General features: G+C 65.8%; 15 protein-coding genes. 14 read left to right on the top strand and 1 reads right to left on the bottom strand.

The features are described from left to right. The 13 genes from ftsW to dnaE all read left to right on the top strand — a co-directional run bounded on the left by ftsW (position 1) and on the right by dnaE (position 15,349). Entirely contained in the window at positions 1 to 1,374 is a 1,374-nt protein-coding gene (ftsW, locus tag QNO03_RS00345) for a putative lipid II flippase FtsW (protein WP_289601271.1), read from the top strand. Next, positions 1,371 to 2,480: an undecaprenyldiphospho-muramoylpentapeptide beta-N-acetylglucosaminyltransferase gene (gene murG, locus QNO03_RS00350; protein WP_289601273.1), complete on the top strand. Its 1,110-nt coding sequence runs from the start codon at positions 1,371 to 1,373 to the stop codon at positions 2,478 to 2,480. The genes ftsW and murG overlap by 4 nt, the downstream gene beginning before the upstream one ends. Beyond that, positions 2,477 to 3,910 (top strand): UDP-N-acetylmuramate--L-alanine ligase, encoded by a 1,434-nt coding sequence (gene murC, locus QNO03_RS00355; protein WP_289601274.1) that lies wholly within the window; start codon positions 2,477 to 2,479, stop codon positions 3,908 to 3,910. Before murG ends, murC begins: the two co-directional genes overlap by 4 nt. Beyond that, on the top strand, positions 3,900 to 5,018 hold the full coding sequence (locus QNO03_RS00360) for a cell division protein FtsQ/DivIB (protein WP_289601275.1): 1,119 nt from the start codon (positions 3,900 to 3,902) through the stop codon (positions 5,016 to 5,018). Before murC ends, QNO03_RS00360 begins: the two co-directional genes overlap by 11 nt. Before the next feature lie 392 nt (positions 5,019 to 5,410). After that, on the top strand, positions 5,411 to 6,607 hold the full coding sequence (gene ftsZ / locus QNO03_RS00365; RefSeq protein WP_229947558.1) for a cell division protein FtsZ: 1,197 nt from the start codon (positions 5,411 to 5,413) through the stop codon (positions 6,605 to 6,607). Between the two features lie 76 nt (positions 6,608 to 6,683). Next, positions 6,684 to 7,382: a purine nucleoside phosphorylase YfiH/LACC1 family protein gene (locus QNO03_RS00370; protein WP_229947993.1), complete on the top strand. Its 699-nt coding sequence runs from the start codon at positions 6,684 to 6,686 to the stop codon at positions 7,380 to 7,382. Between the two features lie 76 nt (positions 7,383 to 7,458). After that, positions 7,459 to 8,205 (top strand): YggS family pyridoxal phosphate-dependent enzyme, encoded by a 747-nt coding sequence (locus QNO03_RS00375; protein WP_289601276.1) that lies wholly within the window; start codon positions 7,459 to 7,461, stop codon positions 8,203 to 8,205. A gap of 95 nt (positions 8,206 to 8,300) precedes the next feature. Then, on the top strand, positions 8,301 to 8,831 hold the full coding sequence (locus QNO03_RS00380; protein ID WP_229947561.1) for a cell division protein SepF: 531 nt from the start codon (positions 8,301 to 8,303) through the stop codon (positions 8,829 to 8,831). A gap of 64 nt (positions 8,832 to 8,895) precedes the next feature. Next, positions 8,896 to 9,186, top strand: coding sequence for a YggT family protein (locus QNO03_RS00385; RefSeq protein ID WP_227922585.1), 291 nt, complete (start codon positions 8,896 to 8,898; stop codon positions 9,184 to 9,186). Between the two features lie 156 nt (positions 9,187 to 9,342). Continuing rightward, a complete protein-coding gene (locus tag QNO03_RS00390; protein WP_229947564.1) occupies positions 9,343 to 9,999 on the top strand; it encodes a DivIVA domain-containing protein in 657 nt (218 codons plus the stop codon). 219 nt (positions 10,000 to 10,218) lie between these two features. Next, complete coding sequence (gene lspA, locus QNO03_RS00395; protein ID WP_289601279.1) at positions 10,219 to 10,806, top strand: signal peptidase II; 588 nt, start codon at positions 10,219 to 10,221, stop codon at positions 10,804 to 10,806. Next, positions 10,803 to 11,738, top strand: a complete 936-nt coding sequence (locus QNO03_RS00400) for an RluA family pseudouridine synthase (protein WP_229947567.1) — start codon at positions 10,803 to 10,805, stop codon at positions 11,736 to 11,738. Before lspA ends, QNO03_RS00400 begins: the two co-directional genes overlap by 4 nt. Before the next feature lie 71 nt (positions 11,739 to 11,809). Beyond that, positions 11,810 to 15,349, top strand: coding sequence for a DNA polymerase III subunit alpha (gene dnaE / locus QNO03_RS00405; protein WP_283995873.1), 3,540 nt, complete (start codon positions 11,810 to 11,812; stop codon positions 15,347 to 15,349). A 12-nt stretch (positions 15,350 to 15,361) separates the two neighbouring features. Here the strand turns inward: dnaE and QNO03_RS00410 are convergent, their stop codons facing one another. Then, positions 15,362 to 16,867, bottom strand: coding sequence for a YhgE/Pip domain-containing protein (locus QNO03_RS00410; protein ID WP_289601281.1), 1,506 nt, complete (start codon positions 16,865 to 16,867; stop codon positions 15,362 to 15,364). Positions 16,868 to 16,989: 122 nt separating this feature from the next. Here QNO03_RS00410 and QNO03_RS00415 point away from each other — a divergent pair, with 122 nt between their 5' ends. Beyond that, positions 16,990 to 17,628: a TetR/AcrR family transcriptional regulator gene (locus tag QNO03_RS00415; RefSeq protein WP_289601282.1), complete on the top strand. Its 639-nt coding sequence runs from the start codon at positions 16,990 to 16,992 to the stop codon at positions 17,626 to 17,628. The last annotated feature ends 43 nt before the right edge of the window (positions 17,629 to 17,671 follow it).

Raw genomic sequence — 17,671 nt, forward strand, 5'->3', positions numbered from 1 at the left:
TTGGTCACCACGCCCACCGGCAGCAAACGCAAACCGGTTCTGCGCCGGAACCCTGCGGCCACCGGCGCCACCGGGACGGGCGCGGTGACAGCGAAAGCCGGCCCGGCCGCTGGTAAGCCAGCCGGTAAGTCCGTCACTGGTAAGCCCGCCGGGAAATCCGCAGCCGCAGACCCGGACGCCGCTGCTTCCACCGGCAAACCGGCGTCGCGCCTTGAACGCTTCCTCGTTTTCCTCGAGGGGAGCGGCCGCCGCGCCACCGGCTCCAGCTATTACACGATCCTCGGCGCCACCCTGGCCCTGACGGCCATCGGCCTCATGATGGTGCTTTCGGCGTCGTCGGTGGAGTCCATCGCCGCCGCGGCCGGAAGCGACGCCGGAGCGGCGACGACCTTCGACCTGTTCCTGAAGCAGTCCATGTTCGCCGCCGTAGGCGTTGTGGCGATGCTGGGACTCTCGCGGCTGGGGCCTTCCCAGTACCGTTTCCTGGCCTGGCCGCTGTACGGGTTTGCCATTTTCCTGCTCATCCTGGTGCTGGCGATCGGTAAGGAAGTCAACGGCAACAAGAACTGGATCGAGATCGGTCCCATCACGGGTCAGCCGTCGGAGGCGGCAAAGCTGGCCATGGCTATTTGGTTCGCCGCCGTGCTCTCCCGCAAGGGACGGCTGATCAACGAGTGGAAGCACGCGCTCATCCCCGTGGTTCCTGGCGGCGGGATCCTGATCCTCCTGGTCATGCTGGGAAGCGACCTTGGCACGGTGATCGTGATGGGCATGATCATGGTCGCAGCCCTGTTCTTCGCCGGAGCTCCGCTGAGGTTCCTGGGTGTCCTTGCCGGCGGAGCAGCCGCCGGTGCGGTACTGATGTCCTTGGTCAGCAGCAACCGCTCCAGCCGGATCAGCGCCTGGCTGAAGCTTGACTGCACCACGGGCCTCTGCGACCAGGCCAACGCCGGTATGTATGCACTGGCATCCGGCGGGTGGCTGGGGGTGGGCATCGGGCAGAGCCGGCAGAAATGGAACTGGATCCCCGAAGCCCACAACGACTTCATCTTCGCCATCATCGGTGAAGAGTTCGGCCTGCTGGGGACGCTTGTGGTGGTCAGCCTCTTTGCCGTCCTTGCCGTCGCCACGGTCCGGGTCACCATGCGCCACACCGATCCGTTCATCCGCATTGTCTGCGGCGCGGTCCTGGTCTGGATCATCGGCCAGGCCTCAGTCAACATTGCCATGGTCACCGGGCTGCTGCCGGTCATCGGCGTTCCGCTGCCGTTCATTTCCTACGGCGGGTCCTCCCTGACCTTCACGCTTGCCGCCGTCGGCGTCCTGCTTTCCTTTGCCCGCAAAATCCCTGAAAGTGAATCAACAGCTCCATGACGCAGCATCCCCTGTCCGTAGTCCTGGCCGGAGGCGGCACAGCCGGGCACATCAGCCCCCTCCTGGCCATTGCCGACGCCGTTAGGGCCCGCCGCCCCGATGCCCGCATCACCGTGGTGGGCACCGCCTCCGGAATGGAAACCCGGCTGGTTCCGGCAGCGGGTTATGAGCTGGCCACCATTGACCGGGTCCCCATGCCGCGCCGTCCCTCCGGGGACCTGGCGAAGCTGCCCGGTCGGCTGGTACGCGCCGTCCGTCAGGCAGGAGAGATCCTGGACTCCGCGCAGGCCGACGTCGTCGTGGGTGTGGGCGGCTACGTCTCCACGCCCGTGTACCTGGCAGCCCGCCGCCGCTCGCTTCCCGTGATCGTGCATGAAGCCAACGCCCGTCCCGGGCTGGCCAACCGGGTAGGTGCCCGGTTCGCTGCCGTGACCGGTGTCGCCTTCGAATCCACCCGCCTGCCCCGGGCCACGTGGGTGGGCATGCCGATGCGCAGGGAAATTTCCTCGCTGGACCGCGCGGCGGCCCGGAGCGCGGCACGGTCGGCGCTGGGACTCGAGCAGGACCGCCCCACACTGGTGGTGACCGGCGGCTCCTCCGGCGCTGCGAGCATCAACCGGGCCGTGGAGCATGCCCTTCCGGCGCTGGCAGCGGCCGGTATCCAGACGCTGCACATCACGGGCCGCGGCAAGTCCCTGGTGGACGCGGACGGGAAGCAGATCGCGGCGCGCGGCTACACCCAGGTGGAGTACGTGGACGGCATGGAACAGGCCTACGCGGCTGCCGACCTGCTGCTGGCCCGTTCCGGGGCAGGAACGGTCTGCGAAATCAGTGCAGTGGGTCTTCCCGCCGTCCTGGTTCCGCTGCCGCACGGCAACGGCGAGCAGGCACTCAACGCCGAAGCCCTGGTGGCAGCAGGCGGGGCACTGACGGTTTCCGATTCCCTCTTCACAGCCGAGTGGATTTCCGACAGGCTGATACCTTTGCTGGCCGACGCGCCCGCACTGGAAGCAATGGCGGAAGCGTCGGCGGCGCTGGGCATCCGTGACGCGGACCAGCGCATGGCTGCATTCATCCTCGAAGCAAGCGATGGGGCTAAGGCATGAACCGGCTGAATCCAGGCGATCTGGGACAGGTCCACTTCATCGGACTCGGCGGTGCCGGCATGTCCGCCGTCGCCCGGGTGCTGCTGGCCCAGGGCATTCCGGTCTCCGGCTCGGACTCCAAGGACTCTCCGGGACTGCGTGCCCTCGAGGAACTGGGTGCCACCGTCTTCGTGGGGCACGACGCCGGCCATGTTGCGGACGCGGATACCGTAGTGGTCTCGACAGCCATCCGCGAACAGAACCCGGAACTTGCCGAGGCTCGTTCCCGGGGCCTGCGGGTCATCCACCGTTCCGTAGCGCTTTCCGCCGCCATGGGGGAGCAGGACCTGGTGGCTGTGGCCGGTACGCACGGCAAGACAACCACCACGGCCATGGTTACCGTGATGCTTCGTGAAGCCGGCCTGGATCCGTCCTTCGCCATCGGCGGGGATGTTGCCGCGCTCGGAGTCAACGCCGCACACGGAACCGGCCCGGTTTTCGTGGCCGAAGCCGACGAGTCCGACGGCTCCTTCCTGAACTACACCCCGCGGATCAGCGTGGTCACCAATGTCGAGGCGGACCACCTGGACCACTACGGCACGGAGGAAGCGGTCTTCGCCTCCTTTGATGCCTTCGCAGCGCTGCTGCCGGCGGACGGTCTCCTCATTGCCTGCGCCGACGACGCCGGTGCGGTCAGCCTCGTGGATCGCTCTCCGGGAGTGCGCGTGGCCACCTACGGCTACGCGGACGGTGCGGATGTCCGCGTCTCGGATACGCGGCCGGCCGGCGCGGGGTCGGCCAGCATCCTGCACTACACGGTGGACGGCCGCGGAGCCGAAGCCGAGCTTGTCCTGCAGGTACCCGGCACGCACAACATCCTCAACGCCGCTGCCGCCTTTGCCGTCGCCCTGGAACTGGGTGTGGATCCGCAGACCGCCGCGGCGGGACTGGGCACCTTCTCCGGTGCCGCCCGGCGGTTCGAATCCCGGGGGACCGCCCGCGGTGTGCAGGTCTTCGACGACTACGCGCACCACCCCACCGAGGTGAACGCAGCCCTGAAAGCCGCGCGCACCGTCGCCGGCGGACACCGGGTGCACGTCTTGTTCCAGCCGCACCTCTTCAGCCGGACGCGCAGCTTCGCGGCCGAGTTTGCCGCTGCCCTGGATCTGGCGGATACCGCCACCGTCCTGGACATCTATCCGGCCCGGGAAGACCCCATCGAAGGCGTGACCAGCGAACTGATCACGTCCCGCCTGAACATCCCCGGCGGCTATGCCGGGAGTCCCGGTGAGGCCGTGGCACGCGTAGCCGACGGCGCCGCTGCCGGAGACATCATCCTCACCGTCGGTGCCGGCGACGTTACGGTGCTGGGGGCCGAGCTGGTTGCCCGCCTGGCCGCCGCACCCGCCCGTACGGCCGCCCCTGTCGGGAAAGCCTCCGATGGCCGGTAGGAAGCGGTCCGGCGGCGACGAGGACATCATTACGGCTACCCGTGCCCTGGATCCGGAAGACCAGCCTGCCGGGAGCGCGGGTACGCCTGCCGTAAAGCCGGCGGGACGTTCGGATGGTGCCGGGACTCAGGCTGCCGGAACGAAGGCAGCCGGCACGAAGGCAGTTGCGTCCAAGGCAGCCGGTGCGAAGGCGGCTGGGGGAGCGTCGGCGGGCAGGGCTGCTGCGGGAACCAAGTCCGCTGGAACGTCTGCGAAGAAGGCTGCCGCTGCGAAGCCCGCTGCTGCTAAATCTGCTGGCAAGGCTGCGGGCAAGACTGCAGTCACCAAGCCTGCCGCTGCCAAGAGCACCGGAGCCGACGTCGCCGGGAGTGGCCGGGGCGGCACGGCTGGAACTGTCCTGGCATTTCCCGAGCCGCCGCGCCGGCGGAGGCGCAGGGTTGCCTGGATTACGGTGGGCTCCGCGTTGTTGGTCACAGTGCTGTTTTTTGTGCTGCTCTTCTTTTCGCCCGCACTGGCACTGAAGACCGTGGTGGTCGAGGGAACCTCCCTGCTGCCGCGGGATCAGGCCGAAGCGGCATTGGAGCCGTTGAAGGGGCAGACCCTGCCCACCATCTCGGACGCGGATGTGGAGAACCTGCTGAAGGACCGTCCGGAGATAGCCGGAATCGAGGTGGCCGCCCAGCCGCCGTCCACCCTGGTGGTATCGATCACCGAACGTGTTCCGGTTGCCGTGCTTCAGGAAGGCGGCACCCATGTCCTCATCGACGAGGAGGGCCGGCACCTGGCCATGGCTGCGGACAGGGCCGCTGTAGCGCTTCCGCTGATTGCGGGTGGGAGCGAGGCAGTCAATGCCAACGTTTTCCCGAGCATTACGGCCGTTCTGGCGGCGCTGCCGCCCGAGGTTCTTGCCCGGTTGGAGAACGCTTCCGCGCAGACCGTGGACTCGGTGGAACTGAAGCTCAACAGCGGGCAGACGGTATTCTGGGGGAGTGCCGATGCCAACGAGGCAAAGGCGCGGGTACTCGAGGCGCTCCTGAAAATGAAGCCAACAGATCCTCCGGTGGCGGTCTATGATGTGAGCACTCCCGACCGGCCGGTCACGCGGTGACCGGGCATATCCACCGGGGATATCCACAGGCATATCGACGGGCCGTCATGGATGACATCACAGGGTTGCGGGGAAAGAATCCTCCGACACGCGGGGCCGGTATTTGCGGAAGCAGCGGAACCCCCATAGCGTCTCAAGTAATGGATTACTTGACATAACTATAACCCTCAAGTTGAGGGTTAGGGTTTTGTCGGTTCAAGGTTTTCGGCCTGGCCTCCAGCGGGAATCTCCGGGATTCCGCTGGAAACCGCGGGGGTGTCGGCGGCCGGGAACCGGTTGAAGGCAGACCGGTTCGCAGGACACACGCAGCTGCAGAACGCAGGCAGTTGCAGCAGAAACAAGCAGTTGCAGAAAACATCAAGTTGCACAGATTCGAACAAGGGACACAGGACGTGGCAGCACCGCAGAATTACTTGGCCGTCATCAAGGTCGTCGGCATCGGCGGCGGTGGCGTGAACGCCGTAAACCGGATGATCGATGTAGGCCTCCGCGGCGTGGAGTTCATCGCCATCAACACGGATGCGCAGGCTCTGCTCATGAGCGACGCTGACGTCAAGCTTGACGTCGGACGCGAGCTCACCCGCGGACTGGGCGCCGGCGCTGATCCCGAGGTGGGCCGCAAGGCCGCCGAGGACCACGCCGAAGAAATCGAGGAAGTCCTCCGCGGCGCCGACATGGTCTTCGTGACCGCCGGCGAAGGTGGCGGAACGGGTACCGGCGGCGCTCCCGTCGTCGCCCGGATTGCCCGCTCCCTGGGTGCCCTCACCATCGGCGTCGTCACCCGCCCCTTCACCTTCGAAGGCCGCCGGCGCTCAAACCAGGCCGAGTCGGGCATCGATACGCTGCGCGACGAAGTCGACACGCTTATCGTCATCCCGAATGACCGCCTGCTTTCCATCAGCGACCGCAATGTGTCGATGCTGGATGCCTTCCGCTCCGCGGACCAGGTCCTGCTCTCCGGTGTCCAGGGCATCACCGACCTCATCACCACCCCGGGTCTGATCAACCTTGACTTCGCGGACGTCAAGTCCGTGATGCAGGGTGCCGGTTCGGCGCTCATGGGTATCGGTTCGGCACGCGGCGAGGACCGTGCGGTCAAGGCTGCAGAACTGGCAATAGCCTCACCTCTGCTCGAAGCCTCGATCGACGGCGCACACGGCGTGCTGCTCTCCATCCAGGGCGGCTCCGACCTCGGCCTGTTCGAGATCAACGAGGCCGCACGCCTGGTCCAGGAAGTGGCCCACCCCGAAGCCAACATCATCTTCGGCGCCGTCATTGACGATGCCCTGGGCGACGAAGCACGCGTCACGGTCATCGCAGCGGGCTTCGACCAGGTGGATGTCACCTCGCAGCCGGTCTCGCACAAGCCCGCAGAGCCGGCCACCCCGCCGTCCTCCGCACCGGCCGCAGGCGGCTTCGCAGCTGCTGCTCCGGCGTCCGCAGGCCTGTCGGCCTGGTCGCAGCGGTCGCACCAGCACAGTGACGTCCCCGCCGATGCAGGCTTTGACATCGATCTTCCGGCAGTGGTGGAGTCCGATCTTTCCACCGGCCGCCCGGATGACCTGGACGTGCCGGACTTCCTGAAGTAGGAAGCCGGATAGGCAGAGCAGCAGAGCAAGACCAGCAGAGTAAGAACAGCTGAGCATGACAGCGGGGTTGTCCCGGATGTTTTGGTGGCACCGGCAGGTTGGCGACAACCTGTGGGTGGGCTTCACCAACACATCTGCGGGCAACCTCGCTTTGCATGTGGGGGATGATCCGCAGGCTGTCCTGCGCCGCCGGGCAGAGCTTGAGTCGGTGATGGGCGTCCAGGCCGGTTCCCTGCGCTTCATGAACCAGGTCCACTCAGCGGTCATCGCCGAGCCAGGCACAGCCGGCACGGCGCCCACCGCGGACGGGTTGATCAGTGTGGACGGCAGTGCGCCCCTGGCGGTGATGGTCGCAGACTGTGTGCCGGTCCTTTTGGCGGGCATCCGTCCAGATGGAAACCCGGTGACTGCGGCGGTGCATGCCGGCCGCCGCGGCCTGCTTGACAACATCCTGCCTGCGGCGGTCGAGCGGATCGAGGCTGCGGGCGGCGCCGGTATCCGCGCCTGGATAGGCCCCTGTGTCTGCGGAGAGTGCTACGAGGTTCCGGCAGCCATGCAGTCGGAAGCTGCAGCCCTGCTGCCGTCGACGGCGGCAACCACCCGCAGCGGTACCCCCGCCCTGGACCTTCCGGCCGGGGCGGAGGCGCAGCTGGCCGGCCTTGGCGTTGCCGTGGAACGGATAGCCGGCTGCACGCTGGAGAATGAGCAGCTGTTTTCCCACCGGAGGGACCCGTCCACCGGGCGGCTCGCCGGCGTGGTCTGGCAGCGTCCGTGATCCCGGCCGCAGGGCGGAATGATGGAGCTGCAGGGTGGAGCGGCAGGATCGTGCCGGCAGGGATAATGGAATAACCATGACTCCAACAACTCCCTCCCGGGCGGAAGAGCTGCGGGACCGGCTGCAGCACGTCCGCAGCCGCATTGCCGCCGCCGCACGGCAAGCAGCCGAGCCGCACCTGATAGTGGTCACCAAGTACTTTCCGGCGTCCGACGTCGAGATCCTGGCCCGGCTCGGCGTGCGTGATGTCGGTGAAAACAAAGACCAGGAAGCCGCATCGAAGGCCGCCGCCCTGGCGCAGCTGGACCTGAACTGGCACTTTATTGGCCAGCTGCAGTCCAATAAGGCCAAGTCCGTGGTCCGCTACGCCGCGGCGGTGCACTCGGTGGACCGGGCCTCCCTGATCGGCGCACTCGGCAAGGCGATGGCCGCGGAGCAGCGGCGCCGGGAAGACGACGGCGCCGCCCCCCGCGCGGACCTCTCGTGCTTCCTCCAGGTGGACCTGCGCCCCGAGGCTGCACGGGCAGCAGATCCCGGGCGCGGGGGAGCCGGCCCCGGGGACCTGCCCCGGCTGGCCGAGGCCGTAGCCGCCACAAACGGACTGGTGCTCACCGGCCTGATGGCCGTGGCGCCGCTCGGCGCAGACGCCGGGGAAGCCTTCAGCCGGCTGCAGCAGCTCTCGGCGCAGCTGCAGCGCCAATACCCGGATGCCCGGAGCATCTCGGCCGGCATGAGTTCGGACCTGGAAGCCGCCGTCGCCCACGGAGCGACACACCTGAGAATCGGGTCCGATGTTCTGGGCGCGCGCCCGCCGGTACGGTAGCGTCGAAGTACAAACACCACACAGCCGCCGCGCAGCACCGTGCAGTATCAGTACAGTAATGGGCAGCTAGGCGTTGAAGGATTAGAGGAGCAACCATGGCTGGCGCAATGCGCAGGACAATGATTTACCTTGGGCTCGCCGATGGTGACGAGCACTACGAGTCCGAACAGCGGCAGCTGCGGGAAGCTCCTGCCCGGGAGGAAGATTATGCTCCCATCCATGAGCCCGACGAGGAGGCACCGGAGGCTGTTCCCGCCCCCGTCGTCCGCAATGCAGTGGAGGAGTACCGCGCACCCGTGACACCCATCAAGCGCGCACCGTCGTCCCGTGAGGACGTGTCCGGCCTGCGTCAGATCACCACCGTCCACCCCCGTTCCTACAATGACGCAAAGCTCATCGGTGAAAGCTTCCGTGACGGCATCCCCGTCATCATGAACGTCACCGACATGGGGGAGGCGGATGCCAAGCGGCTCGTCGACTTCTCCGCGGGCCTTGTCTTCGGCCTGCGCGGTAGCATTGAGCGTGTGACCAACAAGGTCTTCCTGCTGTCGCCTTCCTACGTTGAAGTCCTGGGCGACGACAAGAAGATCAGCGAATCGCAAGCCACTTTCTTTAACCAGAGCTAACCCAAGGCCCGTATCAACGGGCCGCGGGAGCTGCCGACCGACTTCCGGAAATGAAACCCTGCGCGTGAATATCATTCTTCCACTGGTGTATTTGGTGCTGGTGCTTTTCCAGCTCGCACTCATCCTGCGGATCGTGTACGACGCCGTGCAGATGTTTGCCCGGCAGTGGCGGCCTAAGGGGCCGGCCCTCGTGCTCGCCACAGGCGTGTACGGTGTCACCGACCCCCCGGTGCGGTTGTTCAGGCGGATCATCCCGCCGCTGCGGCTTGGCGGCGTGGCGTTGGACCTGGCCTTCCTAGTGCTGTTTATCCTCGTATCGATACTCACGCAGATTGTCGTCGGCGTCGCGCGCTAGCAGTCAGGCGCCGCTGGGGTCCGGTTAGTTTTCGGAACCCAAACGATATAGTGTGAAAGCGAATACAACCCCACATTTTGTATGTCCGTATTTCTCTACGTAGAACCGCCTGCTTGACTCGCAGGCGAATCTTATAATCCAGTATGAGGTGACCAGATGGCTCTGACGCCAGAAGATGTTGTCAACAAGCGGTTCCAGCCGACCAAATTCCGGGAAGGCTATGACCAGGACGAAGTCGATGACTTCCTCGACGAGATCGTGGTGGAACTGCGCCGGCTGAACTCCGAAAACGAAGACCTCCGCCGCCAGCTGGCTGACGCCGCGGCCGGCGGGTCCTCCTCCAACTCGGTCCCCGCCCCGGTGGCAGCTGCCCCGAAGACCGAGCAGGTCCGCGAAGAGCCGAAGCCGGAGCCGAAGGTCGAAGCTCCGCGCGTCGAAGAGCGTCCGGCGCCGGTCGAGCACAAGCCGGAGCCCCTCGCAGCTTCCAACGGCAACAGCACCGAGAGCGCAGCCGGCATCCTGGCCATGGCCCAGAAGATGCACGATGACTACGTTGGTGCCGGCGTTGAGCAGCGCGACAAGATCATTGCGGAAGCACAGATCGAAGCCAGCGGCCTCGTCAGCGACGCCCAGGAAAAGAGCCGCAAGATCCTCAGCACCCTGGAGCAGCAGAAGGCTGTCCTGGAGCGCAAGGTTGAGCAGCTCCGCGGATTCGAGCGCGACTACCGTTCACGCCTGAAGGCTTACATCGAAGGCCAGCTGCGTGACCTGGATGCACGCGGTTCTGTCGCTTCGGAGACCGCAGACGCGTAATTGCGCCGATGGTCCTGGACCTGAACTACTGGATTGGCACTAACAGAGTCGTCAAGTAGGAAAAAGCAGAAGCAGAGTAGAAGTAAAGTAGAGATAAGGTAGCAATACCGTATAACTCACCAAGGGCCGGCGGCCGGGTAACCCCGGCCGCCGGCCCTTGGTTTTTGTTCCATCTTGCCTGCACGATGAATCGGGCAGGCACCAGATCACGAAAGCACCATGACCACTTCCTCACCGCAGACACCGGGCAGCGCCGGAGCCGAGCGCGGCCGCGCCCGGAGGAGCACCTCCGCGTACACCATGCTCGCGCTGGCGGTTGCCGCCGTCGTCGCCGACCAGCTCACCAAGATGTGGGTTGTCCGCACCATGACCGAGGGGCAGGTGACCGACGTCCTGCCGCCCGTTCTGCGCTGGCACTTCATCCGCAATCCCGGGGCTGCGTTTTCCATCGGCACCGACTACACCTGGGTCTTCACGATCATCATGGTGCTGGTTGCCGGGTTCCTGGTCTATCTGATGTTCCGCCTGCGGTCCCTCGCCTGGGCCACCGCCCTGGGCCTGGTGCTCGGCGGTGCCCTCGGCAACCTAACCGACCGGCTCTTCCGCGAACCGTCCTTCGGGCAGGGCCACGTAGTGGACTTCATCGCCTTCCCGAACTTCGCCATCTTCAACATCGCCGATTCCTGCGTAGTCAGCGGCGTCATCCTGGTCTGCCTGCTGACCCTGCGCGGCATCGGTATGGACGGCGTACGCACGCCGTCCACACGCACAGAAGTGAAGCAGCACGATGGAGGGGAATCACGATGAATGAACTGCATGCCGTGTTCGCGGTCCCCGAAGAAGCAGACGGCAAACGTGCCGATGCCGTTCTCGCCGGGCTGCTGGACGTTTCCCGTAACACCGCCGCCACCTGGTGCGCCGACGGTTACTTCAGTTCCGGCGGCCGGGTGCTGTCCAAGTCCGACAAACTGCACGCCGGACAGGAAATCACTGCCGACGTGCCGGAGCAGCGCGACCCGCTGGCCGTCGTCGTCGAGCCTGTCGACGACCTGCTGATCCTGGCGGACGATGAACACTTCGTGGTTATCGACAAGCCAGTCGGGGTAGCTGCGCATCCCTCACCCGGATGGGTTGGTCCCACAGTGGTCGGCGCGCTGGCCGCTGCCGGTTACCGGATCTCCACTTCCGGTGCCCCTGAGCGCCAGGGCATTGTCCACCGGCTCGACGTCGGCACGTCCGGAGTCATGGTGGTTGCCAAGACCGAGCATGCCTACACGCTGCTGAAGCAGGCGTTCAAGGAACGCACCGTCGACAAGATGTACCACGCAGTGGTCCAGGGACTGCCCGATCCGCTGAAGGGCACTATTGACGCCCCGATCGGCCGGCACCCGGGCTACGACTGGCGGTTCGCCGTCGTCGAGGGCGGGCGTCCGTCGGTGACCCACTACGAGGTGCTCGAGGCCTTCGGGAAGGCTTCGCTGGTGGAAGTGCACCTGGAGACGGGACGCACGCACCAGATCCGCGTCCACTTTTCGGCCCTGCGGCACCCCTGCGCGGGTGACCTCACCTACGGCGCCGACGCGAAGCTGGCGGCCGAGCTGGGGCTCACCCGCCAGTGGCTGCACGCCCGGAAACTGGGCTTCACCCACCCCGCCACGGGGGAATATGTCGAGTTCGTCAGCGAGTACCCGCAGGACCTGCAGTACGCCGTCGACGCTCTGCGCAGCGGCGAGGTCTAGGCCCTTCCAGAGGGACCGCACCCGGCGCGGCGGCGTCCGACACGCCGCGCCCGGGGGCCTAGAATGTACTGGTGGCTTCAGCAACTAGTACGTCGAAATCGTTTGTCCATCTTCACAACCACACCGAATATTCGATGCTCGACGGGGCTGCCCGGCTGACGGATCTGTTCAGCCACGCCGACGAGCTGGGCATGAACGCCCTGGCAACCACCGACCACGGTTTTGTGTTCGGCGCCTTCGACTTCTGGAACAAGGCCCGCGGCGCCGGCATCAAGCCGATCATCGGCGTGGAGGCCTACCTCACCCCGGGTACCGCCCGCGCGGACAAGACGCGTGTGAAGTGGGGCGACGGCGGCCGCAACGACGTGTCCGGCGCGGGCGCCTACACCCACATGACCATGTGGGCCGAGAGCACCGAGGGGATGCACAACCTCTTCCGGATGTCCTCCCTGGCCTCGCTCGAAGGCTACCTCTACAAGCCGCGCATGGACCGGGACCTCCTGCAGACCTACGGCAAGGGCCTGATTGCCACCACCGGCTGCCCCTCCGGCGAAGTCCAGACCAAGCTGCGCCTGGGACTGTACCGGGAGGCCGTCCAGGCAGCATCGGACTTCCGCGACATCTTTGGCAAGGAAAACTTCTTCTGCGAACTGATGGACCACGGGCTGGACATCGAACGGAACGTGCAGGCGGACCTGATCAAGCTGGCCCGCGAGCTGCAGCTGCCGCTGGTGGCCACCAACGACCTTCACTACACCCACGCCGAAGACGCCTCCGCGCATGCGGCGCTGCTGTGCGTGCAGTCCGGCTCCTCGCTGGCCGACCCCAAACGGTTCAAGTTCGACGCCGACGAGTTCTACCTCAAGTCCCCGGACGAAATGCGGGCCATCTTCCGCGACCACCCGGACGCCTGCGACAACACCCTGCTCATCGCCGAGCGCTGCGACGTCGAGTTCAACACCAAGGCCAACTACATGCCGCGCTTTCCGACTCCGGAGGGTGAGAACGAGGAGTCCTGGTTCGTCAAGGAGGTCGAAGCGGGCCTGCAGCGCCGCTACCCGGGCGGCATCTCGGACGACGTGCGCAAGCGTGCCAACTACGAGGTCGGCATCATCGTCCAGATGGGCTTCCCCGGCTACTTCCTGGTGGTGGCCGACTTCATCAACTGGGCGAAGAAGAACGGCATCCGGGTCGGCCCGGGCCGTGGCTCCGGTGCCGGCTCAATGGCCGCCTACGCGATGGGCATCACGGACCTGGACCCGCTGCAGCACGGCCTGATCTTCGAGCGCTTCCTGAACCCGGACCGCGTCTCCATGCCTGACTTCGACGTCGACTTCGATGATCGGCGCCGCTCCGAAGTGATCCACTACGTGACAGAGAAGTACGGCGACGAGCGCGTTGCCATGATCGTCACCTACGGCACCATCAAGGCCAAGCAGGCGCTGAAGGACTCCTCCCGCGTGATGGGCTACCCCTTCTCGGTCGGAGAACGCCTGACCAAGGCGATGCCGCCGGACGTGATGGGCAAAGGCCTGTCCCTGGCCGACGTGCACAACAAGGAAGCCAAGCGCTACGGGGAGGCCGAGGAGCTGCGCGAACTGCTGCGCACCGACCCGGATTCCCAGCGTGTGTTCGAGACCGCGCTGGGGCTTGAAGGCCTGAAGCGGCAGTGGGGCGTGCACGCCGCCGGCGTGATCATGTCCTCCGACCCGCTGATCGACATCATCCCGATCATGCGCCGCGAGCAGGACGGCCAGGTCATCACGCAGTTCGATTACCCCACCTGCGAAGGCCTGGGGCTGATCAAGATGGACTTCCTCGGCCTGCGGAACCTGACGATCGTCTCCGACGCGGTGGAGAACATCAAGAACAACCGCGGCGAGGACCTGGTCCTGGAAGACCTGCCGCTGGATTTGAAGGAAGCCTACGACCTCCTTGCCAGCGGTGACACGCTGGGCGTCTTCCAGCTCGACGGCGGGCCGATGCGGTCGCTGCTCAAGAGCATGCGTCCGGATAACTTTGAAGACATCTCCGCTGTCATCGCCCTGTACCGGCCGGGTCCCATGGGTGCGAACTCGCACACGAACTACGCCCTGCGCAAGACCGGCCAGCAGGAAATCACCCCGATCCACCCGGAGCTCGAGGAACCGCTCGCGGAAATCCTGAACACCACCTACGGCCTGATTGTCTATCAGGAGCAGGTGATGGCCATCGCCCAGAAGGTGGCGGGGTTCAGCCTGGGCCAGGCAGATATCCTCCGCCGTGCCATGGGCAAGAAGAAGAAATCGGAGCTGGATAAGCAGTACGCCGGTTTCCACCAGGGCATGGTGGACCGCGGCTACTCCGAAGCGGCCATCAAGGCGCTCTGGGACATCCTGCTGCCCTTCTCCGACTACGCCTTCAACAAGGCGCACTCCGCGGCCTACGGCGTCGTCTCCTACTGGACCGCCTACCTGAAGGCCCAGTATCCGGCCGAATACATGGCGGCCCTGCTCACCTCCGTGGGTGATGACAAGGACAAGCTCGCCCTGTACCTGAATGAATGCCGCAAGATGGGCATTACGGTGCTGCCGCCGGACGTGAACGAGTCCTCGGTGAACTTCACCCCTGTGGGCAAGGACATCCGCTTCGGCATGGGCGCTATCCGCAACGTCGGCACCAACGTGGTGCAGGCGATGGTGGCGGCCCGGGAAGAGAAGGGTGCCTACACCAACTTCAAGGACTTCCTGATGAAGGTTCCGGCGGTGGTGTGCAACAAGCGCACCATCGAGTCCCTGATCAAGGCCGGCGCCTTCGACTCGATGGGCCATGCCCGCCGCCCGCTGGCAATGATCCACGAAGAAGCCATCGACTCCGTGGTGGTGCTCAAGCGCAACGAGGCTGTGGGCCAGTTCGACCTGTTCGCCGCCATTTCCGACCAGGAGCCGGAGGACTCGATCAGTATCGACATCCCGGACCTGCCGGAGTGGGAGAAGAAGGACAAGCTCTCCTTCGAGCGGGACATGCTTGGGCTGTATGTCTCGGACCATCCGCTGCAGGGCCTGGAAGGCATCCTCAGCCAGCACGCGGACTCGTCGATCACCAACATCGTGGGGGAGGACGGCCCGGCCGACGGCGCCATCGTCACCATTGCGGGCATGATCACCTCGCTGCAGCGCAGGATTGCCAAGAACAGCGGCAACGCGTATGCACGCTGTGAAATCGAGGACCTGGCCGGCTCCATGGAGGTCATGTTCTTCGGCCAGGTCTACGGACCGATTGCCGCGGTGCTGGCCGAGGACCTGATCGTGGTGGTCCGCGGCCGGCTGCAGCGCCGGGACGACGGCGCCGTGACGCTGAACGCGCAGGAACTCACCGTTCCCGACCTCAGCGAGGGCCATTCCGGTCCGGTGGTCATCTCCATGGCCACCTACAAGGCGACCGAAACCGTGGTGACCCAGCTGGGTGACGTGCTCCGGACGCATCCGGGCACCTCCGAGGTGCAGATCCGGCTCAACGGATCCCGCACGGTGGAAGTGATGAAGCTGGGCGTGGATATGCGGGTCAACCCCACTCCGTCCCTGTTCGGCGACCTGAAGGTGCTGTTGGGGCCGGCCTGCCTGGACGTGTAGGGCGGGGCCCGGTCAGGCCGCTGCCACGCCGGTTGCCTTGGCCCCGCGGCGGCCAAAGAACCGGTCATAGGCGGCGCCCGTCAGGATGCCGACAAGCAGCGAGACCACCAGGATGACGGCCAGGGCCAGCACATCGGCGCCCAGCCCGGTATTGGTCCCCGATCCGAAGTACAGGACGCTGCGGACGGCTGTGGCTATGTGGTGCAGGGGTTCCCAGGGGGCGATCGCCCGGAAGAATCCGGGCAGGGCCTCGACCGGCACCACTGCCCCGGACGAGGGCAGGCCCATAAGCACCAGGTAGATCATGGAAACCAGCAGGCCCGCATTGCCAAAGAGGGTCAGCAGGGCAAACACCGCCGCCGAAACAGCAGACATGGCCAGCCAGCTGACCAGGAACAGCGTGCCCCCGTTGGGCAGGGGAACATCGGCCGCGGAGGCCACCCACATCACCACGCCTGCCGCGGGTGCCGCCGCAGTAACAAAGATTCCCCACTTGACCAGCATGGTCATCCAGCGGGAAGGTGTGGTGCGCCGGGCCTGGAGGAACTGCGGCCCTATTTCCAGGGGTGTGATCCCCAGCCGCCCGTCGACCAGGAGATTAACGCCAATGGAACCGGTCAGCCCCAGGACCAGGAGCAGGATGGCGTAGTAGAACGAGCCCATTCCCAGGGCCGTGCCTTCTTCCACCTGGTGATAGGTGGCCGAGGTGATGTGCACCGGATCCTGCAGCAGCAGGGTGGAGGAAGCACTGACCGTGGGGGCCAGCTTGTCCGCCAGCTGGGCCGGTGTCCCGGCCTGCTGCTGGGTGAGCTCCCGTGCAAAGGCTTCGGTGGCCGGGCCTGCCTGGGTGGCTGCTTCCAGCGTCCGGCGGGCCTGGTCATCCTGGGATGCGGCCAGTTGCTGCTCCACGAGGGCCCGCGCCTGGACTTGGGCATCCTCCGCGGCGCTGCTGAGCTGTTCCCCCAGGGAGGTGCTGGCTTCCTTCAACCCGGGTTCGATAATGCCGGTCGCCAGGCGTGCTGCCAGTGCACCGGCCTTCGGGTCGGTGTAGACGGTGATGTCGGGACGGGCAGTTGGCTCCTCGGTCAGGGATCCGGAGACCAGTCCTGCGGCATCCGCGGAGAATGTTTCGGGGATGACCACGGCAGCGTACACAACGCCGTTCTCGAGCTGCTCCCGGGCATCCGCCCAGGAGAGGATCCGCAGGTCCAGCTTGTCCCCTTCCGCAGCCCGGTCAGCAAAACCGTCCACGATCTCCCGGCCCAGATTCTGTGGAGCTGCTCCGTCGGCGGCAGGGTCCGTGCCGGCGTCCTCGTTAACCACGGCAACCGGGAAGTCCTTCAGATGTGCCGTCGGATTGGCGAGGCCACCCATATAGAGTCCGGTCCCGATGGCCGCCAGGAGGACAACCACCAGCATGGGAAGCAGCCAGAACATGGGGGACCGGTACGGGGAGACCGGGGGCCTGCCCTCCGGGCGGGCGGAGTGGCGGGGACGCGTTGGTGTGGAAGTGGACATGCGGGCAGATCCTCTAACGGACGACTTGGATACACTAACGACTTGGATACACTCGTGTATTGACTTCCCTGACGATACACCGATGTATCGTGAGAAGATGCACTGCCGGAGAGAGGACCACCATGGGGCCCGTTGAAGCCGAACCCGCCAAAAGGTCGAGGACGGCGACGAGAAGCCGCCTGCTGGCCACTTCGGCTGCGGTCTTTGCGGAGCGGGGCCTTGAGGGTGCCAGCGTCGAGGAGCTGTGCGCTGCGGCGGGCTTCACCAGGGGTGCTTTTTACAGCAACTTCGCCTCGAAAACGGAACTGGCGCTGGCTATGTACGAAGACCACGCCCGGCAGTTGGCTGAACGGCTCAACCGGCAGCTGGACCACTGGCTTCGCCCCGGTGGGCTGGAACCCACAGCCGTCATCGAGCACATCCTCGAAGGCATGGCGGATTTTACGTCCGACACCGTGTGGCATGCCGTGCGGCTGGAGCTGCTGCTGGCTGCCCGGAGGTCTGAGCGCGTGCGCACCGTGGTCGCCGACCAGCGGGCTGTCCTGTCTGAGGCTGTGACCGCTGCCCTGATCCGGGTCGCCGAGGCGCAGGACGCGGAATTTACGGTCGATGTCTCGGAACTGGCCCGGTCACTGCTGGCGCTTTATGACGGGCGGCTGAACGAGCAGATTGCCGGAGGTGACGCGCAACCGGCCCAGTTGAACCTCGCAGCCATCGCGTGGCAGAACTTCACCCGTCCCAGGCCTCATTCGCAGCCGTAACGCGGGTACTCGCCGTGAACGCCCGAAGGGGGCTTGGGTAGAC

Origin of the sequence: Arthrobacter sp. zg-Y877 (assembly GCF_030373105.1) — a bacterium.
GTDB lineage: Bacteria > Actinomycetota > Actinomycetes > Actinomycetales > Micrococcaceae > Arthrobacter_B.

Bases quoted from the DNA above. Each gene is read 5' to 3' on its own strand.
- QNO03_RS00410 (WP_289601281.1), bottom strand. From the start codon at position 16,867: ATGTCCACTTCCACACCAACGCGTCCCCGCCACTCCGCCCGCCCGGAG.
- lspA (WP_289601279.1), top strand. From the start codon at position 10,219: ATGACCACTTCCTCACCGCAGACACCGGGCAGCGCCGGAGCCGAGCGC.
- QNO03_RS00400 (WP_229947567.1), top strand. From the start codon at position 10,803: ATGAATGAACTGCATGCCGTGTTCGCGGTCCCCGAAGAAGCAGACGGC.
- murG (WP_289601273.1), top strand. From the start codon at position 1,371: ATGACGCAGCATCCCCTGTCCGTAGTCCTGGCCGGAGGCGGCACAGCC.
- QNO03_RS00415 (WP_289601282.1), top strand. From the start codon at position 16,990: ATGGGGCCCGTTGAAGCCGAACCCGCCAAAAGGTCGAGGACGGCGACG.
- murC (WP_289601274.1), top strand. From the start codon at position 2,477: ATGAACCGGCTGAATCCAGGCGATCTGGGACAGGTCCACTTCATCGGA.
- QNO03_RS00380 (WP_229947561.1), top strand. From the start codon at position 8,301: ATGGCTGGCGCAATGCGCAGGACAATGATTTACCTTGGGCTCGCCGAT.
- QNO03_RS00370 (WP_229947993.1), top strand. From the start codon at position 6,684: ATGTTTTGGTGGCACCGGCAGGTTGGCGACAACCTGTGGGTGGGCTTC.
- QNO03_RS00390 (WP_229947564.1), top strand. From the start codon at position 9,343: ATGGCTCTGACGCCAGAAGATGTTGTCAACAAGCGGTTCCAGCCGACC.
- QNO03_RS00360 (WP_289601275.1), top strand. From the start codon at position 3,900: ATGGCCGGTAGGAAGCGGTCCGGCGGCGACGAGGACATCATTACGGCT.
- QNO03_RS00375 (WP_289601276.1), top strand. From the start codon at position 7,459: ATGACTCCAACAACTCCCTCCCGGGCGGAAGAGCTGCGGGACCGGCTG.